Genomic DNA, 18,775 nt, shown 5'->3' on the forward strand with positions numbered 1-18,775 from the left:
TACTCCACCTTTATTAAAGCAAAACCTCTTTTTGTAAAATTTCTTTTCCCATGCGTAATTTATCTAATGATGTCATCGGGGCATACTCTAAAATTAATTGGCAATCATTCGTTACCTCTCGCATTGCAGAGAAGACTTCTTTCCATTGAATCGTCCCTTTTCCAATAGGCAGATGATCATCGCCTGTGCCATGATTATCATGAATGTGAATAGCAAGTAATCTATCTTTTATATCTCTGATCAACTTTGGTATGTCCCATTGATTTAAGTGGGCATGACCAATATCGATTAAATATCCGGCCGTTTCATCGATTGAATCTAAAAATCTCGTAAACTCTTCTTGAGTAAATAGCGAGCTGCCGTTATAACCAACATTTTCGACGACAATCTTCACATTTAAAGGCTTAGCAATTTGACAAAGGCTTCGAATATATTCCGCTGCTCGAGCTTGTGCTTTCTTTTTATTGAATACTGGCGAAAAACAAAAACCTGGATGGATCACAACATGGTCCGCTTCGATCATACCGGCGAACTCAATCGCCTTTTTATATTCTAAAAATGAAGCTTCTCGAACGGCCTGATTTTCACTTGTTAGATTAATATCCCAAGCAGGGGGATGAATCGTATAACCAACTGGCAATGCCTTTAATTGTGGTGCTAGCTCTAAAAAGAGAGTCTCCATGTCATCCCATTTCTCTCCATCCATTAACAGCTCGATCTTATCTGCACCATTCTCAATTAATCCCTCCACATTTTTAATTATGTCGTTTGTAATTAACGGTAAATCGGAATAACAAATTTCCTTATTCATGAATCAACACCCTTTCTAATGTCGTTTCTTCTTGATCTAGTTCAGCCGGATAACCAATTGAATTCGTCGTTTCGCAATTAAAAAGATGAATATGGTTCATTAAAGGCTTTAAATACACCGTTTCACCTTTAGACCAATATTTACTCTCGCTTAGAGCGATCACTTCATCCCCTTGAAGGTCGACATACACACCGTAGCTATTGCCTTGATTTTCAACATATTTAACAGTACCTTTAAGCGCATTTTTATCGGCCGTTTTATCGATTTCCAGATGTTCCGGTCGAATTCCAAAGGCAATTTTGCTTGTTTTGCTTTGTTCAACTTGCTTGACCCACATCGGTGACAATTGGAAAGACTGATTACCGAACATTATTTTCCCATCCAAATAGATCACTTCTACCACGTTAGTCGGTGGTGAACCAATAAATTTAGCCGTAAAGATATTGGCCGGTCGATGATAAACGTTTTCCGGAGTATCCAGCATTTGCAATTTACCCTCGTTCATTAAGGCAATCCGATCGCCCACTGTCATCGCTTCAATTTGGTCATGGGTAACATAGACAATCGTTTGTCTATATAACTCGTGAATTTTAACCAATTCTTTTCTTGCTGAAACACGTAATTGTGCATCTAAATTCGATAATGGCTCGTCTAATAAAAAATAGTTCGATTTTTTTACAACAGCTCTGGCTAAAGCGACACGTTGTCTTTGCCCGCCTGACAAATCTTTAGGCAACCGGTTTTCATAGCCTTCGAGCTTTAACATTTTTAACGCTGCATCCAAACGATCCTTGATTTCGCTCTTGGGAACTTTTTGAACCCTTAATCCATAAGTAATGTTATCAACGACATTCATATGAAGATATAATGCATAATTCTGAAAGACCATTGCAACATCCCGCTTTCCACTTGGAACGTCATTTACTACTCTGCCATTCATATATAATACTCCAGAAGTAACCTCTTCCAGACCTGCAATCATTCGTAATGTGGTTGACTTCCCACAGCCGGAAGGGCCTAAAAGAATTAATCTTTCCCCTTCCTTTATGGTAAAATCTAAGCCTTTTACCACTTCTGTTTTTCCATATGATTTCCATACATTTACAAAGCGAATTTCCTTCATCTTCATCCCCCGCTATTTTATTCCTGAAGAAGTAAACGTCCCGACAATATATCTTTGAAAAGCCAAATACAATGCTAACGGAATGATCATTGTGATGACGGACACCGCCATCGCTACAGTAAAGTTCGTTCCTCCCTCTGAACTGATATACATTTGCAATGCTAAAGGTAGCGTGAAGTTGTCTGTCGTCTTTAAAATCAACACTGGCCAAACGTATTCATTCCACGAACTAATAAAGAACCAAATCCCTGTTGAAGTTACCGCAGGTTTAATGAGAGGAAGGACAATATCTCTCATAATTTGAACATGACTTAAATTGTCTAGCCGGGCCACCTCGATTAATGACATGGGGATTGTTTTCATCGACTGCCTCATTAAAAAAATCCCGAGTGCATCAGCAAGCTGCGGTAAAATGACTCCCCAGATACTATCCGTTAAACCAATCTTAGAAATAATTAAATAGTTTGGAATCATTGTCACTGTAAATGGGATAAAGATCGTACTAATTAACACAAAGTACAAAACCGTTTTGCCTCTAAATTGAAAATAAACAAAGGCATACGCTGCTAAAAACGATGTAATGACTTTAAAAATTGTGACAACTGCAGCAATGATAAAAGTGTTTACCGTGATCTGAATCGCTGGTAAGCTATCAAAAAAGGTTTGATAGTTTTCTAATGTAGGTTGAATAGGAATGATATTTAAAACGTTATTATAAGCATCCTGTAATGATTTAAATGAGGAGCCCACGGCAAAAATAATCGGGAATATCAAAATAAAAATCGTTGCGATAAAAATGAGATGCCAAGGTATCGACACGAAGCGTTTAATTTTCATAATAGATACCTCTTTCAACAAACTTAATTTCGATGAGTAAAAGAACAAGAAAGATCACCATTGTTAAAATAGACAATGCGGCTGAATGACCTGTGCGATACAGTACGAATGCTTCATGATAAGCATGGTAAATAGCATTTGAACTGGCATAATTCGGGCCGCCTTGGGTAATGACCTTTATCGGTGTAAATACATACTGGAGTCCTTGTACAATCGTAATAATAAACACATAAATCCCTGTTGCACTGCTCATTGGAAGCACGATTTGAAAAAAGATTCTCCATAAAGGCACCTGGTCCAAACGGGCCGCCTCAATTAACTCTCGGGAAATTCCATTGATGGAGGCGTATAGAACGATGAAATTGTAGCCAAATACCTTCCATGAAGTGATCAAGCTTAATACGAATATGACCCAGCCGTCCATCTTGCTCCAAATCGGCATTTCTAGCCCAAACCAGCCTAGAATAATAGCAACTGGCCCTGAAACAGGATTCAAAATCCATGTAAATAAAATCGAGCCTACTACCAATGAAATAAAAGCGGGCATAAACAGAGCCCCTTTATAGAAGCCTTTAAATCGCTTCAAAACCATATCAATAACAAAGGCAAAAACGTATGGGACGACACAATTTAAAACAAGCAAGATAGCAATGTAGATAAATGTGTTGCCAAAAATTTTATAAGACTTCGGATCAGTTAAGATATCTATATAGTTCTGAAAACCGACAAATTCTTTTGTAGGACTGATCATATTCCAATCAAAGAAGCTTAAATAAATCGTGTAAATAAAAGGCCAAAACATAAAGAAAGCAAATATTAGTAGGGACGGAAATAATAAAAAATAAGCTTTCCAATTCTCTTTATTGAATCTTTTGACACCTGCTGTAAGAGCACTCATTTTTCCTATCCTCCAACCTTTCATGATAAAGGAGCCCGAATAGGCCCCCTTACCATAACCTCAATCACTGTAATAATTTGTTGATTTGTTGTTCTGTTGCTTTTAAACCATCTTCAACTGAAATACTTCCCCCTAGAATCTGGTCGCGAACATCGAGCAACAGTTGTTCTGCTTGCAAGCCTGCATCCCCAGGGAATGATGTCCATGGAACAACGCCATCCATCTGTTCAATGGCTGCATTCATCATTTCATTTTCAGCCAAGAAGTCTTTCAATCCGTTTTCTGCTTCGGCAACATCTTTACGCGGTGGCACGTATCCCGTACCCTCAGTCCATTTAGCCACCGATTCTATACTGTAAAGAAACTTCATAAACTCCCAGCCAGCTTTCTTCTGCTCCTCATCCTTTGCCGTAATAGCTAACATCGCACCACCTGCTGGAAGTTTTGGAGATTTCCCTTCCCACGCCGGCGATTTTATCGCTGCCACATCAAATTGAGAGTTCGATTGGACATTTGAGCGCTGTGCAATAGTGGTATATAACATCGCTACATTTCCATCAATAAAGCTTTGAATTCCTTGATCCCATGGCAAGTTTGGTGCTGACTGATCCTCTAATACCATATCAGCCCATAATTGATAAGCCTTTATCCCTTCTTCAGAAGCGAACGTTGCCTTGCCATCTGTGATCATTTTTGCTCCATTACTTTCTAGCAAAGCCTGCGTAGCCCAGTTGTCTGCAGGCTGTTGGATGTATACTCCAAATTTTCCGGTTTGCTCTTTAATCGTTTTGGAGAACTCCTTCACTTCTTCCCACGTCTTTGGACCGTTCTCGTCCAATCCTGCTTCTTTTAAAAGATCCCTGTTGATGTAAAGGACCGGTGTGCTTAATGAATAAGGAATTCCTATTTGTTCACCATCTGGACCCTGTGCTAAAGCTAAAACATTACTCAAGAAATAATCTTCTAAAAACGTTTTGTCCTCCGGGAAATACTGATCAATAATCGCTTGAGGTGATGAATATTCAAAATTGTTGGCAAAGTAATTTAAAAATGACCATCCCACCTGAATGATAGCTGGCGCTTTTCCAGCAGCAGCTTCTGCCTGAAGATTTTGCATCAATCCCTTATACATATCTGGATTAAATTTAGCGATTACTTCCGTTGTCTCGCTTTGCGCATTGAACTCTTTTACCAATTCATCTACTGTTTTTCCACCTTGTGTCTCCGCATTAACATGCCAATACTCAATAACTGTTTTCCCACTTTCATTTGAAGTCGTGTTAGTTGTTGCTTCTTCCTTTTTTCCACAAGCGGAAACAGCAAGCAGTAAAGTCACAAAGGTGAATAAAATAACGAGTTTTTTCATCTTTTCCTTCTCCCTTTCATCTTGTCGATTTTTTATTCATTCAAACTAAAAGCTTGTTTACAACCACCTCACAAAAACGCACGCAAAAAAGACCTCAAATAAAATGTATATATGAATCTATACATTTTATAAGAGGTCTCTCTGTTCGCACCGATTATCTATTCACTTGATATATTCACTATAGAAAGAATTTATTAATAAAGTATTTATTAATCGTAAACTTTTTGTAAAATACTAAAATGATTTATCTTTAAAATTAAATTCCCACATTTCCGCATTAGAGGTTGTAATCGCCAAGGCTCCATTATTTAACGCCTCCTCTGCATGTTCAAACTGATTTAATAGACCACCTGTAATAATGGGCACAGGTGATACTTTTGCTAGTCTTCTTAAAAAATCCGGCGCCCTGCATGGCATAATCTCAATCATATCCGAAATGATTTGCTTTTGATTGGCGTCCTCTTCCAAATTTTTAAAAACTTCTGTATCGATCAGAAAGACTCGTTGAATCACGAATAGTCCACTCAACTTTGCTTTTTTAATGACTGCTGATTTAGTTGTCACAATAGCAGTCGGCTTTACGTTTCTCTTAATGAACTCAATACCATCTCGATCCATTTGTAATCCTCCAATTTTGTCTACATGGAGAATGACTGGAAGACCATGGGATTGAATAAAATCGACATATCTTTTTACCGTTAATATCGTCCCCGTCATTAACAGAACTGCGCTTAAATGCTCCTTGTTTGCTAGCGCTCGCTCGATGAATTTTGGTTCCTTGACAGCAGCCACCATTTTGTATTCTTCTAGTCTGCTTCGTAATACCGTTCCTTCTCTTTTCTCTCCCATTCTTCCCCTGTTCCTTTCTTCTTTTACTAAACCTACTTGAACCAATGGTAGCATAAATTTCAGCTGCGACACATAGTAAGAGACTGGAGAAAGGCCAGTCTCCTCACGAAAAATTCATACAAATGCGTTTTGTTTTATTTTTCTGAAAAAATAATTGATGCTTCTAGCTTTTTTTGATAGTATAGGATATATTTTCTGACAATTTGAAAAATATTCATCAGGAGGATTCTCACATGCTTACATTTCTTTCATCCATCGCACTCTTAATTTTAGGCTATATTGTCTATGCAAAGGTCGTTGAACGGATCTTTAGCATTGATCCCAGTCAAAAAACTCCCGCCTATACGAAAGAGGATGGTCTTGACTATGTTCCCATGCCATGGTGGAAAGGCTGGCTCATCCAATTATTGAATATCGCTGGTCTTGGGCCAATATTTGGAGCGCTAATGGGGGCTTTATATGGACCCGTTGCTTTCATTTGGATTGTGATCGGTTGCATTTTTGCTGGGGCAGTGCATGACTACTTTTCAGGAATGATGTCCCTTCGCCATAACGGTGCCCAATACCCAGAACTTGTTGGCCGGTATTTAGGGAAAAATATGAAATTTATCATTAATATTGTCTCACTCGTTTTAATGATTCTTGTAGCGGCTGCTTTCACAGCCGGGCCTGCTCAATTGATTGCCCAGCTAACTCCACTTTCATTCAGTACAGTATTAATCCTAATTTTTACTTACTTTTTAATCGCAACAATACTACCGGTAAATCAGGTGATTGGTAAAATTTATCCCCTTTTTGGAGCGATACTGATTTTCATGGCTGTAGCTATCGGTGGGGCCTTACTATTTATCGATACACCTATTCCAAATCTGACATTCGCTAATCTACATCCACAAGAGCTGCCGATTTGGCCGTTGTTAATGGTGACTGTATCATGCGGGGCGATTTCTGGATTCCATTGTACCCAAAGCCCCATTGTTGCTCGAACGCTAAAAAATGAGCGTGACGGCCGCAAAGTGTTTTACGGAGCCATGATTGGTGAGGGTGTGATTGCGCTAATCTGGGCGGCAGCGGGGATGACGTTCTTTAACGGAACAGAGGGCTTGCAAGCAGCCATTGCCGCAGGTGGACCAGCCGGTGCTGTAAATGAAATATCCACTTCCCTTTTAGGCACATTAGGTGGTATTTTAGCTGTGCTCGGTGTGATTATCCTGCCGATCACAACAGGTGATACAGCCCTTCGTTCATCGAGGATGATTTTAAAAGAGATGGTTCACATTAAAGGCACTAAGCAGACAGATTGGAAACAAGCGCTTGCCTTTTCTATTCCTGTTGCACTTCCAGCATTCTATTTATCGACCATTGACTATTCCTTCCTATGGAGGTATGTCGGCTGGTCCAATCAACTGGTTGCAACCGTAACCCTTTGGGCAGCAACGATCTACTGCTTACGCCATGGCAAATTCCATTGGATTTGCGGAATCCCTGCGCTCTTCATGACAGGAGTTGTTGGAAGCTATATATTTTATGCCCCAGAAGGATTCAATCTTAATTATCAGTTATCCATGATGATTGGAGCGTTCATCACCATCGCCGTTACGATCTGGTATATATACAAAATTCGCAGTAAAATTACAAAACAGTTAACTGAAACTGCAGCATAATCATTAAAACAAGGCAGAGTCCTAATGAAACTGGACTCTGCCTTTCTTTTTAAAAGCTACACTATCATCGGTTTCATTTTGCTATTAGCGTTTATTTAAAATAAATATGGCTCCTCCATATCCTAAAATACACCATATTAATAAATTAATGTAATTACCTAAACTTGCATCAAAAGTAGAAGCTGCCAAGGATGCCCGCATCACTTCTGCCATTGAGTAAATCGGCAAAAACTCATGCAGCACTTGAAGCCATTCTGGAAGTCTATCCATCGGATAATTAACCGGGGAGAACATCAATGAAAAAAATACAACGATTTGCGACACACTCAGCGACGCTACCGGCGATAACAAATATGAAAACCCATAGCCAACACCAATGGAGGTTAAAGCAATCATTAATAAAGCGGGAACAACTGTCCAAGAAAGATCGTATCCTGGATTAAACATAAGATGAGCAACAATCGTCGAAACAACAATGCCTGGAATGGTTATCAATAATCCGAGAATCGTATCAGCCCCAAGAATAACAGAGCGGTTCACTGGCCACGTGCGCATAAAGTTCAAGTATCCATCAGATTTAGCAGTGCCAACTTGCTGAGGTAAAATAACTAATCCTGAAAAGATAAGAATAATGGTTGGAGCTCCTGTTGTGAGAAAAAGAATGGTATCTGTATCGGGGCTTGGAATCATGTAAGTGAAGCCAATCACGATCCCTATTGAGATTAGTATTTGAATTAATGTCATAAAGATGAGAAAGCCAGCATTTCTGAAGAACTGAATTTGAAAGACGTACTTGTAGGCACTTAATACACTCATGACGCTCCCTCCGTCTTTTTGGAGTTTAAAGCTATATAAGCATCCTCAATCGTTGTTGGTGAGATTGAATAATCCACAACACGCCCCCCGGCCACCTGTTCAGTGATCCAATCAATCGTTGGCGATATACTGGATGGATCCATCGAAAACAGTAAACGTGAACCATTTCGGCGTAAAGAATGAGCCCCATCTGGGACGCTAACTTCTTCTATTTCATCAACTAAACTTAACTCGATCCGCACTTTATTACTTACGGCCCCTTTTACCTCTCTCGGAGTTCCCTGCGCTAGAAACTTTCCGTTACTTATAATCGCTAAACGATCAACTGCTTTTTCTGCCTCAAGGACATTATGAGTTACGAGAATAACTGACGCTCCTTGATCAGCTATACTGCGTACCACTTGCCATAGATAACGTCTGCGTACAGGATCCACATCATTCGTCGGTTCATCCAATATGACTAATCTTCCTGGAACAACAACCGCCATGCAAAAAGCTGTAAGTCTTTGGGCGCCTCCTGATAGTTTCGTTCCTTCTACATTTGCCCAATCCGCCATATCTAACGCTTCGAATAATTCATCGACTCGTTTCGGATTGAAACCTTTTCCCGCTCTCATTTTCCCCATTAAAGTAACAGCCTGCTTTGGCGTTAATGAACCAAGAGGAACTTGGGATTGCGGCTGTACTGAACAAATAGAACGAGCAAGAGCCGGTGCTTTTAGTACAGATTTCCCTAAAAGGAGTATCTCTCCATGATCCGGGGTTAATAAACCAAGAATTTGATTGACTAATGTCGTTTTCCCGGCCCCATTTTGTCCAAGAAGCCCAAACACTTCGCCCTCACTGATCGTAAAAGACAAGTGATCATTTGCTATTTTCTCCTTGCCTCTACTAGAGAAAACTTTAGTTACGTTCTCCACATTAAGAATCATCGTTTCTCTCCCTTTGCTGATTGTTGATGGTAAAAACACGTTCGATAAAGTGGACCACATCTTTATCCATAGGATAAAACACAATCCCCTCTCCCATGTTTTGCAACGCTTCCCACATACTCCCAAGCAAATTTTCATCACAATCAAACATTTTTTCTGCTTGATTTAGCCATCTTTCAGCTAATACCCGTGCTTTATCTGAAGTTGGGTCAAGATCAAGATGATTCTTAATATCCTTGATGCACTCAACCCACTCTTGAATATCTGCTTTGCTCATATTCGTTGCATTCATTTTCATCACTTTTTCCATTTCTTCTATATTTAAATATTCCTTATACTGCTCTAATGCCTTTTCCGGGTCTTGTTGGTACAGTTGAATAATACTAAAAACAATGGGCCAGCTAACTTCCCCTTCGAGTTCAATAGAATACAATATGCCATTAAGAGTATGCTCTAACATCTTTAATCGCTCTTGTTCCTTTTTCACCAAATCTAATTGCTGTTGGATTGATTGTTCCCAAGTCGGATTTGAATTCTCCATAATGACTTTGATTTTATCTAGCGAAAATCCCATGTATTTTAGTGCTAAAACACGTTCTAGTTTCATTAAATCATCGTCATTATATAGGCGATGACCCCCACTCGTTTTAGCTGATGGTTTGATCAGACCAATTTCATCATAATAATCAAGCGTTCTCACCGTCACCCCCGTGTTCTTTGACAATTTTCCTATCGTATACATGATCCCCACCTCCAATTGTTTCCTTAAGTATAAAACCACACGTAACGTTGTGTTCAAGTGTAAATTTTAAAAAATGACTTTGTTATATGTCAGTGTTGATTTTTAGCTTATTTTCCCTCTGATTCATGAAATAAAAAACTTTCAGCATAACTGAAAGTCGTGTGAACCAAAGTTTCACACGACAAGATCCTTTTGAGATTCAATATATTAGCAATCAATTAAAATAAATTTAATATCAAATACGCAGCCATCATCCAAATAATAATTGCAGAAACTTGATTCATGCGCTTTAAAAGCACTTTATTATTCCTTAGTTGTCCAATCCCTCGACCTAATAAAGCCAAGGAAAAAAACCAAGCCCAAGATACAAAAATACAAGCCATCGTAAAAAGCCACTTGTCCTGACCTGAATAAGCAAGAGAACTCGTACCAATCACCCCGATCGTATCCATAATCGCATGGGGATTGAGCAATGAAACGGATGCTGCAAAAGCAATTTGCCTTCGGGCGGAGAACTGTTTTTGACTGTCCCCCTTCTCTTCAGGAGCACTTCTCCACATAACAAATCCCATATATATTAAAAAGAAGAAGCCAATAATAAACAGTAAACTTCTTAACCACTCAAAATTTAGCACAACCACCGAAACACCTTGCACGGCTAAAAGAATAAGAATAGAATCACAGATTCCAGCTGTTATGATGGCTGGAGAAGCATGGATCAGTTTCTTATGAGCAGCCCCTTGATTAAATATAAAAATATTTTGAACTCCTAAAGGTAAAATTAGCCCGAACGCTAAAAGAGTACCGTGAATAATTGCTTGCACGCTATCGTTACCTCCTCTTTTTTCTCTAGAGTACTTCAACAATAGCTTTCTGTCTGCAACCAATTGGATGGTCTATAACCCAACCAATTTGTTAAAATGAAAGAAAGCAAGAGCGGAGGTTGCGTATGCGGGACATTCATTGGAAGCCAGACAAAAACTCTATTATACCGTTGCATCAGCAAATCTATGATTATTTAAAAGGAAAAATTATAAATGGGGAATGGACAGTCGGTACAAAAATCCCAACCCAAAGAAGCTTGGCACAACAGTTCGAAGTGAATCGAAGTACGATCGTTTACGTGCTTGAGGGATTGATTGCTGATGGTCTGTTGCAATCAAAGGTAGGAAGTGGAACGGAGGTCATTAATAACACTTGGAGTCTCCTTACTTCAATGCCGCCTCCCGATTGGAAAAGCTATGTTAATTCAGGAATCTACAAGCCGAATATTGATATTATCCAAGAGATTAATCGCTCTGAGGCTGATCCAGCTGTCATCCGATTAGGAACTGGCGAGCTGTCTCCTGAGCTATTACCGAATGGGCAAATGCTAAAAATATTTCAAGATGCCCAAAATGACAATCTATCACTTGGCTATGTTGAACCTAAAGGCCGCTTTCCATTACGGCAAAAAGTGAGTGAATATTTAAGAACTAAAGGAATTATCGCCTCCCCTGAATCCATTCTGATCGTTTCAGGTGGGCTACAAGCATTGCAATTAATCTCAATCGGGCTGCTAGAAAGGGGCGCTACGATTCTGCACGAGTCCCCCTCCTATTTAAACTCCGTGCACTTATTCCAATCGGCGGGAATGAATTTGCTAGGAGTACCGTTAGACCAAGAAGGGGTAAAATTTGAGAAAATTGATCAGCTGAAACGACAGCATCGCGCTGCTCTCTTATATACCATCCCAACCTTCCACAATCCAACAGGTATTGTTATGTCTGAACAAAGGCGGCAGGAATTATTAAAGGTCTGCCAAAAAGCAGCTCTTCCCATCATTGAGGATGACGTGTACAGTGATTTATGGTTCGATAGCCCGCCGCCACTGCCTTTAAAGTCACAGGATACTCAAGGAAATGTTTTATATATTGGTAGTGTCTCAAAGATATTGAGCCCTGGGCTGCGAATAGGCTGGATCGTCGGACCTGAACCTGTTATCGACCGTTTGGCTGATATTAAAATGCAAACTGATTACGGCTCAAGCTCCCTTTCCCAATACGCAGTAGAAAAATGGCTAAGCAATGGTTTGTTTACTGATTATGCAAAAAGAATAAGAACAGAGCTAAGAAAAAGAAGAGACTTTACTGTACAGATTCTAGAAAAATATTTTTCGAATTTCGCAACCTGGTCTATTCCAAAAGGGGGTTTTTACATCTGGCTCAAACTGACAACAAACTCATCCACTCGAAAACTATTCGAACTAGCACTTCAAGAGAAAATATTACTGAATCCCGGACTAATCTACGATAAACATGACGATGATCATCTGCGCATATCCTACTCATATGCTTCCTTTGAACAACTTGAAAGAGGACTCATTCGTTTATCAGAGCTTATTGCTCATGACACTCCAAATTTACGGTAACTTCAGTAACTTTGGAGTGTTTCATCCTGCATCGCCGCAGTGCAAAGGAGAAATCGCCTTTTTAATAAGGTTGGACAATGTCCTACTTCAAACTAAGTTGAGTAAACTTTATCCCCCTTCTCATGCTTGAGAAGCCACTCTTTTCTCCATAAACCACCAGCGTAACCAGTCAAGTTGCCATTTGAACCAACAATACGATGACAAGGGACGACAATGCTTAATTTATTTTGTCCGTTGGCATGTCCAATGGCTCTAACAGCGGTTTCCTTTCCAATTGAAACTGCGATATCTTTATAGGAAGCCGTTTCTCCGTATGGAATTTTCGTCAAAGCGGTCCACACTGTTTTTTGAAAATCAGTCCCTTTGCAAAGATAGGGAAAGGTAAAGTCTTGCCGGCTTCCGCTAAAATATTGCTCAAGCTGGTGAAAACAATCAATGAAAGGATTTGGAAGGTTACCGTCGACAAAATGTTCAGGTGTATCTTTTTCAGAAAACAAGATCGAGTAAATTCCTTCTTCATTGCCAAAAATCTCAATAATTCCAATTGGTGATTCGTAATCTAATTGATATCGTTTACTCATATAAGGACCTCCACAAATAAAAAGTTGCATAGGCTTGCCAACCTTTCCAGTTCATTGCCATTTCCTCTATTTCCTCTATCGTCGGTTTTCTCTCCAGCGCCAATTGTTTCTTTAATGCTTGATGAAGACCCACATCAGCAAGAGGAAAAGCAGATGAATGATGAAAACACTTCATCATGACATAGTCTGCTGTCCATGCTCCCACACCGCGAATATCCAACAAACGCTCATAAATTTCTTGGGAATCCTCCGTCTGAAGCAAACTTTCTTTTGACAATTGACCCGCTGCTATCAATTTCGCAATCCCAATGACATATTCAGCTTTCCTAGCTGTAAATTGAAGAGCTCTCAAATCTTCCACTTGCAATAATGCGACCGCCGAAACGTCAGGAAAAAGCCAGTACGTATATCCATTGATCTCATAGCTTTCTCCAAAATGTTCAACGAAACGTTTCTTTAATGTGTAAGCAAAGGTTAAGTTAATCTGTTGACCAATAATTGCCCAAGTCAATGCCTCAAATAGCTCTGGAATCCCTATGATTCGCAAACCATTATATCTATCAATGAGCGGCAGCAAAATTTTATCCGTTCTTGCCATTTTATAAAATTCCTCTAGCGGTTTATCCAAATCAAACCACTCCCATATATATGAGACTGCGCCTTTAAGCTTACTGTTCGAAGGTGTCCCCATAGGGAACTCAACTTTAATGACATGCGGAAAATAGCTGATGTTTAACAAAATGACCTCTTCATCCACTTTTATCAGCTTATACAGATGATCATCTTTTATTTGATGCGTCACTTCTTTATCCGATCTCCCTAGGAAAAGCAAACACTCCTGAAAGTTAAAATTAGATGGTGGATAAATCTCTATAAATGAGCCTTTAACGATCCAGTTCATGATGACCATCCATAACTGCGAGTGTTCGAAATTCACTTGGCGAAAATTTCTTTAAACTGCGAAATGCTTTATAAAATGATGAAGAGCTTTGGAAGCCAACTTCATAGCAAATTTCAAGATTTGTTCGATCGGTTGTGGCGAGAAGATAAGCCGCCTTATCCACCCTAATTTTTTCTAAATAAGTTCTCGGAGTTTCCTGCGTTTCCTGTTTAAACACTCTTTCAAGATAATAAGCACTTAAGCCAACATGCGCCGCTATATCTTGCAGCTCTAACTTTTGCTTATAATGATTAAGTAAAAACGCTTTAACGTTTTTTACTAATTCCACTTGTGGAGAATGGGCTGCTTCAGGCTGACATCTCTTACATGGCCGATAACCCGCCTTTTCTGCTTCCTTCATATCGTAAAAAAACTCCACATTTATTTTTTTCGGTTTTCTGGAACGGCAGGATGGACGACAATAGATTTTCGTCGTTTTTACCGCCGTAAAAAAGAGACCATCATATTTCCGATCACACGCCATGATCTTTTCCCACATCTCTTCAAAAGTAAGGTTGAGGCCTGACGTCAATATTTACACCACCTTTTAAGTACGATCTAAGAAAAGAACGGACTATTGTCCTTTTCACTTTTGTGTGAAGCTTGCATGCTCGAACTGTTGAACTTTATTTTAACAAGAGCAGACGCATCTTCTCGTCCTTATTCTTGCTCTTATGGTCTGAAAATGAGCCATTATTTTCATTTCTTAACTTAAGTCAATGAACTAAAATCACTCCTCATGATATACTCTCTTCAGCATCTACAGGAGAGTGATACAATAACAAAAAAATGTCCCTTCGGAAGCAACAAAGTAATTTCTAACACAGCCTTGTAGGACAGAATAACATTTATTCGCAACTTCTCCTTGCTTCAGAAGGATTGTATTTTTCTCATATGTCACTATAACCAGTTCCTGCAAGATCGCCTGTATTTCTTCCTCGTTTAAGGAGCAACTTACTCATTTTCATTACCTGACTCTAGTTTATCCTAGTCAATAAATAGATGAAATCAATTTCATACCAACGCACCTTTATTTGTAAGAATATGTTAAAATAAAGATTATTGGTTTAGGAGTGCTGGTCCATGTTGAGACGTATCATTGAATTACTTTTAACCTGCCTTATATTCTATCTCTATTTCAAAATTTTAGGCTTCATTTTTAATAGTTTTGTACCCTTTACCCCCAACTACAGATTTCATTGCTCTCGTTTTAATCATTCTCCTTTTTCCTTTGTCCATTCTAACGGTATATGGAATGGCAAGAGTACTTCAAAAAAATAAATTGGCACCTATACAAACTCTGCCATTTTTAAGAAAGCGAGATGAGAGAGATGCTTAAAAATCTTCTATTTGCGCCAATTATTTTAGTTATTCTATTATCGGGCTGCGGGAGTAATGAAACGGTTCAAACTGAGAATCGAGAGGCTTTTTCAAATCACATTGAGACCAATACGGTCGAGGAAAGAAAGCTTGAGGGGTTGAAGAATGTAGAAAGAAAACTAGTAAACTTTCTCGTTGAACAATTAGATACGACAACAGATTCAGTTTCATTAGTCGCCTCTGAACTAGGTGAGGGAAAGTTATCTCTCTCTATCATTTTGGATTTAGAACAAAATGTTGATGAAGCGTCGATGCAAACATTACAAGAAATGATGATCAATATCATTGAAGAGGAGAAAAATGTAACTATTAATCAAAACGATATTGTCATTGTGGACGGTAATAACCAACCACTTAATTAGAAGGAGACACTATATTTCAATAATTTTCTGTATCGGTGATGACAAGCTGAGGACTGGGATCAGTGTGTAGGCTGATAAACTATGCACTCCTTTACCTATTTCCCAGCACATCAGCAAGCGCATGTAAGGAGGCATAGTCTTTAATATGATAAACCCTTCCATCCTTTTGCATGTAACCTTTCTCACAAAATTGCGTGAGGACATGCAATAAATGACGGTAAGAAACACCTAAATAATCACAGACGGCTACATGCTTTTCTTTATATACTCCTTCATCAGCTGTTTGCAGGATAAAATCAGCAAGTCGGTTCTCAAGTGGAAAAGCGAGGCTTTGCGAATACTTCGCAGCCATTATCGAGGCCTTGACACTGAGAAACTTCGTTAATTCACGTAAAAATTTTGCATCCTCCAACAATTGCCCCCGATAACGATGGATCGGAAGCGCAAAACAAATGGTCTTCGTTGAGGCCTGAATCCCCTTTGTATAATAAACATCATTCAGTAATTCCATTTCGCCAATATACTCATTGGCATTGATAAAATTAATCAATGATACCTTTCCATTTTGATGGGTGATATATATTTTCGCCTTTCCTTCCATAACATAAAAAAGAAAATCCGGTCTCATTCCTTCTTGAATGATCCATTCGTCCCGCTTATACTCACGTATTTCGATAAACTCTTCAACAGGAAAAGAGAATAAATGAGCGATAGAGTGTTGTTCCATAAAGTTGTGTTTTTTCTTCCCTTTGTATATTTCCATTTTCCACCTCAAAAATATGAGATATCTCATATTATTACATCTTTATTCCATGATATCATGCAATCATGAGGAGGATATACATGAATACACAACGCTGGATGAGTACACAATTTTTTACCTTTTTTATGACTTGGGGAGTTTTTCTACCCTACTGGTCAGGATGGATGATTTATACAAAAGGAATTACTGTTTCCGAGGCAAGCTTAATCATGAGCTTTGGATTGCTGGCAAGAGGCCTTTCTACCTTATTTGCGTTCCCTTATTTATCAGAAAGAGTTAGCAGCAAAACTTTATTGAATATCGCTGGTATTGGTACGTTTGTAGCGATACTCTGTTATATTCCGGCAGACTCCTTCACAAGCTTGCTTATGATAACAATTATTTTGCATGTTTTTTATCCAACATTGATGCCTGCCCTAGATACAGCTGCTGGAATTCTTGTTCAAAGTAAACAGTTGAAACATTACGGCAGAAGTCGCCAGTGGGGCTCGATCGGGTTTATCTCCATCGGAATGGTATTAACGATATTTACAGGAATTCTTGGCGATGAAGTGATTTATTGGGCATTATTGCTTGGAATAATGGGATTTGTCGCTCTCGGTTTTTTGAATGCACCCGTCATTTTAACCTCAAAGCCTAAAATCGAGCAGTCGCAAAAAGTTGGCCTGATCCAACTATTTCGGATTAAACACTTTAGCTTAGTTCTCACGATTGTGATTTTATTACAGGCCGCCCATGCTACCTATTACAACTATGGCTATATTTTCCTTCAAGACATTCAGGCGCCTGTATACTTAATTGGCCTTATTCTAAATATTGCCGTCATTGCGGAAATCATCTTTTTTTCTATGGCAGACCGAAGCTTTGAAAAGTTTTCAGTCGGCTCCTTACTAACTCTTTCAGCCATCGGTTCAACCTTGCGCTGGATATTAGTCTTTACATTTCCAAATGTCCTTGTCTTCTGTCTCGCCCAAACTTTGCATGCCTTCTCATTTGCAATGGGACATTATGCCTTTATGAAATACCTAATCAAGAATATTCCCCATGCTCAGATTCCAAAAGCACAGGGTGTCTATTCCGCGCTTGCTCTAAGCTGGAGTACAGCTGTTTTCACTGTATTCGGCGGCTTTTTATACGAGATCGAACCACGATATGCTTTTATCGGAATGATTGCTTGTACCATACCTGGACTGCTCATTGCACTTGTGTACAGGAAGTTGGAGCATAAAAAAGAAGTATTAGCATCCACATAATATTAAACAATACAGTTGATTATGCATTTGAGGCTTATTTTGGCTCTGACTCGACGAAACGAGGGAGAGGACAAGCTTTCTCCCAGCATTTCATCAAAGTCAGAGCTATCTTTTTTGCATAGCTTTAATGACGTGAGAAACTAAGATTCTTACGAAAAGAGCCAAAAATCAACAGAATCAAGAAGCATAGCATACTTTAGAAACTGAAGATTCCTTTCTTTAAACAAAGAAATAGCCATAACCTCATAATCCAATCTCAAGACCACCTTGAATATTCTTATAAATTATATACCCTCTCATTATTACAGCAATTCTTTGATATATTATAAAAAATAATAACATCCAAGTTTATGAAGATTTCGTAATAATTTTAGATATTACTGGAAATTAATTGACAATCGTCTAAATATAATGGTAAAAATAACTAAACATACCAAATAAAAGAAGTGTTATAATGCTTTAGAAAACCTATCTTTTTTTAATTTCTCTCACCCTCATAATTAGCTTACTGGCCCTTACAGCAAGTTTTGCTTACTATTAACATATTAACACTCAAAAAAACAAATTTAATGCCCATATCAAACCAATACTGAAGGCATCCAAATTATGGATATTGTTAAAAAAATTTTGATTGGGAATTTACATGGTAAGTCCTTAAGGTATATTGCTCACATACCTTTGTACAAAAACTAAAAAGGAATCTAGCTATCCATGGTGATAGAGTAGTTGCTTTAAATGCGACTGTAGCATACTTTTTGAGTCCTCCCAGATGGGTAACTAGCTTATTGCTGCAGTAACTGGAATTGGTGTTTGGATTTTCGTTAGTAGAGATAAAAACAGAGGCATGATTTTAACTATTAACTATTTGTTCCGACTGCATGGTATTCTGCATGCTAAACAAAATTAAAAACAGAGGTCTTTTTAATATGGTACCTGTAGTTAAGACACTCAAAAAAAGAGTGTTTTATCTACAGGTATTTTTTAATATACTTGAATTTCAAGATATGGGGATTAGGTGAGACAACATGAGTAAGATTACATTTTCAGC

At 38.7% G+C, this 18,775-nt stretch carries 18 protein-coding genes; 4 read left to right on the forward strand and 14 right to left on the reverse strand.

Going from position 1 to position 18,775, the window contains the following annotated elements:
* Nucleotides 1-13: 13 nt before the first annotated feature.
* The 6 genes from PZE06_RS03910 to PZE06_RS03935 form a co-directional block, all read right to left on the reverse strand.
* On the reverse strand, nucleotides 14-811 hold the full coding sequence (locus PZE06_RS03910) for a sugar phosphate isomerase/epimerase family protein (RefSeq protein WP_150915226.1): 798 nt from the start codon (nucleotides 809-811) through the stop codon (nucleotides 14-16).
* Nucleotides 804-1,934, reverse strand: coding sequence for an ABC transporter ATP-binding protein (locus PZE06_RS03915; RefSeq protein ID WP_150915225.1), 1,131 nt, complete (start codon nucleotides 1,932-1,934; stop codon nucleotides 804-806). The genes PZE06_RS03910 and PZE06_RS03915 overlap by 8 nt, the downstream gene beginning before the upstream one ends.
* Nucleotides 1,935-1,946: 12 nt before the next feature.
* Nucleotides 1,947-2,771 (reverse strand): carbohydrate ABC transporter permease, encoded by an 825-nt coding sequence (locus PZE06_RS03920; protein WP_150915224.1) that lies wholly within the window; start codon nucleotides 2,769-2,771, stop codon nucleotides 1,947-1,949.
* Complete coding sequence (locus PZE06_RS03925) at nucleotides 2,761-3,669, reverse strand: carbohydrate ABC transporter permease (RefSeq protein ID WP_150915223.1); 909 nt, start codon at nucleotides 3,667-3,669, stop codon at nucleotides 2,761-2,763. Before PZE06_RS03925 ends, PZE06_RS03920 begins: the two co-directional genes overlap by 11 nt.
* Nucleotides 3,670-3,733: 64 nt before the next feature.
* Nucleotides 3,734-5,035: an ABC transporter substrate-binding protein gene (locus tag PZE06_RS03930; protein WP_150915222.1), complete on the reverse strand. Its 1,302-nt coding sequence runs from the start codon at nucleotides 5,033-5,035 to the stop codon at nucleotides 3,734-3,736.
* Between the two features lie 234 nt (nucleotides 5,036-5,269).
* Nucleotides 5,270-5,938, reverse strand: a complete 669-nt coding sequence (locus tag PZE06_RS03935) for a glycerol-3-phosphate responsive antiterminator (RefSeq protein ID WP_225310774.1) — start codon at nucleotides 5,936-5,938, stop codon at nucleotides 5,270-5,272.
* 179 nt (nucleotides 5,939-6,117) lie between these two features.
* Here PZE06_RS03935 and PZE06_RS03940 point away from each other — a divergent pair, with 179 nt between their 5' ends.
* Nucleotides 6,118-7,548 (forward strand): carbon starvation CstA family protein, encoded by a 1,431-nt coding sequence (locus PZE06_RS03940; RefSeq protein ID WP_150915221.1) that lies wholly within the window; start codon nucleotides 6,118-6,120, stop codon nucleotides 7,546-7,548.
* Nucleotides 7,549-7,632: 84 nt separating this feature from the next.
* Here PZE06_RS03940 and PZE06_RS03945 read toward each other — a convergent pair whose 3' ends face one another.
* The 4 genes from PZE06_RS03945 to PZE06_RS03960 form a co-directional block, all read right to left on the reverse strand.
* Nucleotides 7,633-8,364, reverse strand: a complete 732-nt coding sequence (locus tag PZE06_RS03945) for an ABC transporter permease (protein WP_150915220.1) — start codon at nucleotides 8,362-8,364, stop codon at nucleotides 7,633-7,635.
* On the reverse strand, nucleotides 8,361-9,296 hold the full coding sequence (locus tag PZE06_RS03950; protein ID WP_150915219.1) for an ABC transporter ATP-binding protein: 936 nt from the start codon (nucleotides 9,294-9,296) through the stop codon (nucleotides 8,361-8,363). Before PZE06_RS03950 ends, PZE06_RS03945 begins: the two co-directional genes overlap by 4 nt.
* The gene (locus PZE06_RS03955) at nucleotides 9,286-10,038 is read right to left on the reverse strand and encodes a MerR family transcriptional regulator (RefSeq protein WP_150915218.1); all 753 of its coding nucleotides are present in this window, start codon (nucleotides 10,036-10,038) and stop codon (nucleotides 9,286-9,288) included. Before PZE06_RS03955 ends, PZE06_RS03950 begins: the two co-directional genes overlap by 11 nt.
* Before the next feature lie 218 nt (nucleotides 10,039-10,256).
* Entirely contained in the window at nucleotides 10,257-10,862 is a 606-nt protein-coding gene (locus PZE06_RS03960) for a LysE/ArgO family amino acid transporter (protein ID WP_150915217.1), read from the reverse strand.
* 125 nt (nucleotides 10,863-10,987) lie between these two features.
* Here PZE06_RS03960 and pdxR point away from each other — a divergent pair, with 125 nt between their 5' ends.
* A complete protein-coding gene (gene pdxR, locus PZE06_RS03965) occupies nucleotides 10,988-12,448 on the forward strand; it encodes a MocR-like pyridoxine biosynthesis transcription factor PdxR (RefSeq protein WP_150915216.1) in 1,461 nt (486 codons plus the stop codon).
* A 92-nt stretch (nucleotides 12,449-12,540) separates the two neighbouring features.
* On the opposite strand, the gene PZE06_RS03970 is transcribed toward pdxR, so the two are convergent.
* From PZE06_RS03970 to PZE06_RS03980, 3 genes are read right to left on the reverse strand one after another with little or no spacing between them, the layout of a single operon-like run.
* Nucleotides 12,541-13,029, reverse strand: coding sequence for a methylated-DNA--[protein]-cysteine S-methyltransferase (locus PZE06_RS03970; protein ID WP_150915215.1), 489 nt, complete (start codon nucleotides 13,027-13,029; stop codon nucleotides 12,541-12,543).
* On the reverse strand, nucleotides 13,022-13,930 hold the full coding sequence (locus PZE06_RS03975; RefSeq protein WP_150915214.1) for a DNA-3-methyladenine glycosylase family protein: 909 nt from the start codon (nucleotides 13,928-13,930) through the stop codon (nucleotides 13,022-13,024). Before PZE06_RS03975 ends, PZE06_RS03970 begins: the two co-directional genes overlap by 8 nt.
* Nucleotides 13,914-14,468, reverse strand: a complete 555-nt coding sequence (locus tag PZE06_RS03980) for an Ada metal-binding domain-containing protein (protein WP_191963190.1) — start codon at nucleotides 14,466-14,468, stop codon at nucleotides 13,914-13,916. Before PZE06_RS03980 ends, PZE06_RS03975 begins: the two co-directional genes overlap by 17 nt.
* 832 nt (nucleotides 14,469-15,300) lie before the next feature.
* Here PZE06_RS03980 and PZE06_RS03985 point away from each other — a divergent pair.
* On the forward strand, nucleotides 15,301-15,711 hold the full coding sequence (locus PZE06_RS03985) for a hypothetical protein (RefSeq protein WP_095312269.1): 411 nt from the start codon (nucleotides 15,301-15,303) through the stop codon (nucleotides 15,709-15,711).
* A gap of 91 nt (nucleotides 15,712-15,802) precedes the next feature.
* Here PZE06_RS03985 and yeiL read toward each other — a convergent pair whose 3' ends face one another.
* Nucleotides 15,803-16,474: a transcriptional regulator YeiL gene (gene yeiL / locus PZE06_RS03990; RefSeq protein ID WP_150915212.1), complete on the reverse strand. Its 672-nt coding sequence runs from the start codon at nucleotides 16,472-16,474 to the stop codon at nucleotides 15,803-15,805.
* Nucleotides 16,475-16,554: 80 nt separating this feature from the next.
* Here yeiL and PZE06_RS03995 point away from each other — a divergent pair, with 80 nt between their 5' ends.
* The gene (locus tag PZE06_RS03995) at nucleotides 16,555-17,727 is read left to right on the forward strand and encodes an MFS transporter (protein WP_150915211.1); all 1,173 of its coding nucleotides are present in this window, start codon (nucleotides 16,555-16,557) and stop codon (nucleotides 17,725-17,727) included.
* Nucleotides 17,728-18,775: the final 1,048 nt, after the last annotated feature.

The sequence above is a fragment of the Robertmurraya sp. DFI.2.37 genome, assembly GCF_029211245.1.
Lineage (GTDB): Bacteria > Bacillota > Bacilli > Bacillales > Cytobacillaceae > Robertmurraya > Robertmurraya methanolica_A.

Coding starts and splice junctions, on each gene's coding strand:
- PZE06_RS03995 (WP_150915211.1), top strand. CDS start 16,555: ATGAATACACAACGCTGGATGAGTACACAATTTTTTACCTTTTTTATG.
- yeiL (WP_150915212.1), bottom strand. CDS start 16,474: ATGGAAATATACAAAGGGAAGAAAAAACACAACTTTATGGAACAACAC.
- PZE06_RS03945 (WP_150915220.1), bottom strand. CDS start 8,364: ATGAGTGTATTAAGTGCCTACAAGTACGTCTTTCAAATTCAGTTCTTC.
- PZE06_RS03935 (WP_225310774.1), bottom strand. CDS start 5,938: ATGCTACCATTGGTTCAAGTAGGTTTAGTAAAAGAAGAAAGGAACAGG.
- PZE06_RS03980 (WP_191963190.1), bottom strand. CDS start 14,468: ATGTGGGAAAAGATCATGGCGTGTGATCGGAAATATGATGGTCTCTTT.
- PZE06_RS03955 (WP_150915218.1), bottom strand. CDS start 10,038: ATGTATACGATAGGAAAATTGTCAAAGAACACGGGGGTGACGGTGAGA.
- PZE06_RS03975 (WP_150915214.1), bottom strand. CDS start 13,930: ATGAACTGGATCGTTAAAGGCTCATTTATAGAGATTTATCCACCATCT.
- PZE06_RS03925 (WP_150915223.1), bottom strand. CDS start 3,669: ATGAGTGCTCTTACAGCAGGTGTCAAAAGATTCAATAAAGAGAATTGG.
- PZE06_RS03915 (WP_150915225.1), bottom strand. CDS start 1,934: ATGAAGGAAATTCGCTTTGTAAATGTATGGAAATCATATGGAAAAACA.
- PZE06_RS03970 (WP_150915215.1), bottom strand. CDS start 13,029: ATGAGTAAACGATATCAATTAGATTACGAATCACCAATTGGAATTATT.
- PZE06_RS03950 (WP_150915219.1), bottom strand. CDS start 9,296: ATGATTCTTAATGTGGAGAACGTAACTAAAGTTTTCTCTAGTAGAGGC.
- PZE06_RS03985 (WP_095312269.1), top strand. CDS start 15,301: ATGCTTAAAAATCTTCTATTTGCGCCAATTATTTTAGTTATTCTATTA.
- pdxR (WP_150915216.1), top strand. CDS start 10,988: ATGCGGGACATTCATTGGAAGCCAGACAAAAACTCTATTATACCGTTG.
- PZE06_RS03940 (WP_150915221.1), top strand. CDS start 6,118: ATGCTTACATTTCTTTCATCCATCGCACTCTTAATTTTAGGCTATATT.
- PZE06_RS03930 (WP_150915222.1), bottom strand. CDS start 5,035: ATGAAAAAACTCGTTATTTTATTCACCTTTGTGACTTTACTGCTTGCT.
- PZE06_RS03910 (WP_150915226.1), bottom strand. CDS start 811: ATGAATAAGGAAATTTGTTATTCCGATTTACCGTTAATTACAAACGAC.
- PZE06_RS03920 (WP_150915224.1), bottom strand. CDS start 2,771: ATGAAAATTAAACGCTTCGTGTCGATACCTTGGCATCTCATTTTTATC.